We start from the raw sequence: 1,903 nt of genomic DNA on the forward strand, positions 1-1,903 counted from the left end.
TCTCCTTCGTCATAGGGTACGAGAAAATTCTACTTTTGACATCAGTTATTTTTCGGGGGGATTACCATGAACAAAAAATGCAAAGAGCTAGTTTATGTCCAAAATGGGACAGGAAAAGTAGTCGTTAATAATATTGAATATTTACTTAATGTTGGCGACGTGGTATTAATTGAGGCGGGTGAAAAATTTTACTGGGAAGGTAACTTAACACTTAGTATTTCGTGCAATCCAGCTTTTAATATCGAACAACATCAGATTGTTGATTGATTTTCATCAATAACAAATTCAAGATCGAAAGTATGTTGTGCTAAAAATAATCACCAAACGGTCCTTTTCGTTAGAATCCCGGCCGACCCTCTACTTCTTCAAGGTTGACTTGTGTGAAAAAAAATAATACATCAAGAAAGATCCTATTACAAAAAAATAAATTCCAACAATCCAAACGCCTATTAACGGATCAAGTAAAAACCCTAAGAAAACAAACCCAGCAATAATAAATTGAACTAATATAGTAATCAAAAAAGAAGTAATTTTACTCATAATTCTACCTTATACTCACCATTACTAAAATAAGAGAATATTCTTAATACCATAAGACATTACAAGAGCTTAGGCTATCTAATTAAGAGATTGTCAAAATTGTAGCACATAGCTGTGGTTCCAGGAACCTTGAAGCTATCATTCAATAAATAGTTAAAAGAAACCATGTGCATTTACTAAGATGGTACATGTTTTACTCTCAATTTAATTCCCTAATCAGGATAGTAACGACATTAACCACCTAGATATTACAAAATTAGTATGATTAGACTATAAATTGTGATGCATTATGAATTTAGAAAAATTATAGACCAATTGGTTACTCGACACTGGACTTCAACCCCCGTGTGACACAGGTCACCAACCAGAGCTGCGGTGCTCTGATACCACCATCCATGCTTCTAGATGAACCTACAATCTTGTCGAGTAACCACCCTTCATTGCTAAGAAGCAGGTTTCGTTGAGCGTATCTGGAGCTTGTTTAATAAACTTAAATTCAAGCATAAACTTTCCTTCCTTTTTACAACAGAGCTATTTCATAATGCCCAATTATTTGTATTTGATGAGATTATTTTTTAGAATGCACGCATGAAGAATTGTTGCATCATTGATTTAAAGCGAGAACTTAAAATGGAAATTTGCTACGTCGCATTTGAAAACCCTCTCACCCTCATCAAAAACAATCAAAAAATCTTGATTACCCCTTTTTTAACGGGTGAAGATGGAAATATTAAAATGGGAATTGATGCCCCCAATGGGGTTTCTGTTGATCGCGAGGAAATCTATATACGCAAACAAAAAAACGCTCAACTTAGCGAGGCCGATTCCTCCTTTAAGATTCAACAAATTTTTAAGCTCTTATTCACTGTTACTTATAAATCAGAGTTGTTAGAAAAAACTGCAAAACGTCTTTTTAACAAAGATAAAATTCTTACCCCCACGGCTATTTTAAAAGTTTCTAAAGGAGAGGCACATGCTACTGCATGGTTGGTTTCGTGCGCCGTTAATATCTTGATTCATGAAAAATGCGATCAATTAAAAGACATGTTTCCAATTGATGATATATTTCACTTTTGGGCAAAACCTTTGTTAAAAACCGATAACAATTATGAAGAGATGATAGCAACCGCACAACGCTTAAAAATTCCGGAGTTAATTGAGCGAATAAATACCTCCGATTCATTCCGATACCGACGCCCAGAATCAATGATAGAAAGCCAAGGCATGTAATTGCACTGCCTCAATTTTAAGCAAACACTACACGGAAATTAAAATCATCGTTGTACTTTAATGCTCATGAAAATCAAAGAAAGGAAGCTGTAATCTTAGCGGCGTATTATCTTGCTTCAATTTGTCGAGTAGC

The 1,903-nt window shown here is 34.7% G+C and carries 2 protein-coding genes; both read left to right on the plus strand.

The window, feature by feature from the left end; all coding sequences use genetic code 11:
• Nucleotides 1-66: 66 nt before the first annotated feature.
• Nucleotides 67-267: a cupin domain-containing protein gene (locus LDG_RS03865; RefSeq protein WP_006869845.1), complete on the plus strand. Its 201-nt coding sequence runs from the start codon at nucleotides 67-69 to the stop codon at nucleotides 265-267.
• 903 nt (nucleotides 268-1,170) lie between these two features.
• A complete protein-coding gene (locus LDG_RS18845) occupies nucleotides 1,171-1,770 on the plus strand; it encodes a carbon storage regulator (RefSeq protein WP_083821378.1) in 600 nt (199 codons plus the stop codon).
• The last annotated feature ends 133 nt before the right edge of the window (nucleotides 1,771-1,903 follow it).

The organism is Legionella drancourtii LLAP12 (genome assembly GCF_000162755.2).
GTDB classification, from domain to species: domain Bacteria; phylum Pseudomonadota; class Gammaproteobacteria; order Legionellales; family Legionellaceae; genus Legionella; species Legionella drancourtii.

Coding starts and splice junctions, on each gene's coding strand:
- LDG_RS03865 (WP_006869845.1), top strand. CDS start 67: ATGAACAAAAAATGCAAAGAGCTAGTTTATGTCCAAAATGGGACAGGA.
- LDG_RS18845 (WP_083821378.1), top strand. CDS start 1,171: ATGGAAATTTGCTACGTCGCATTTGAAAACCCTCTCACCCTCATCAAA.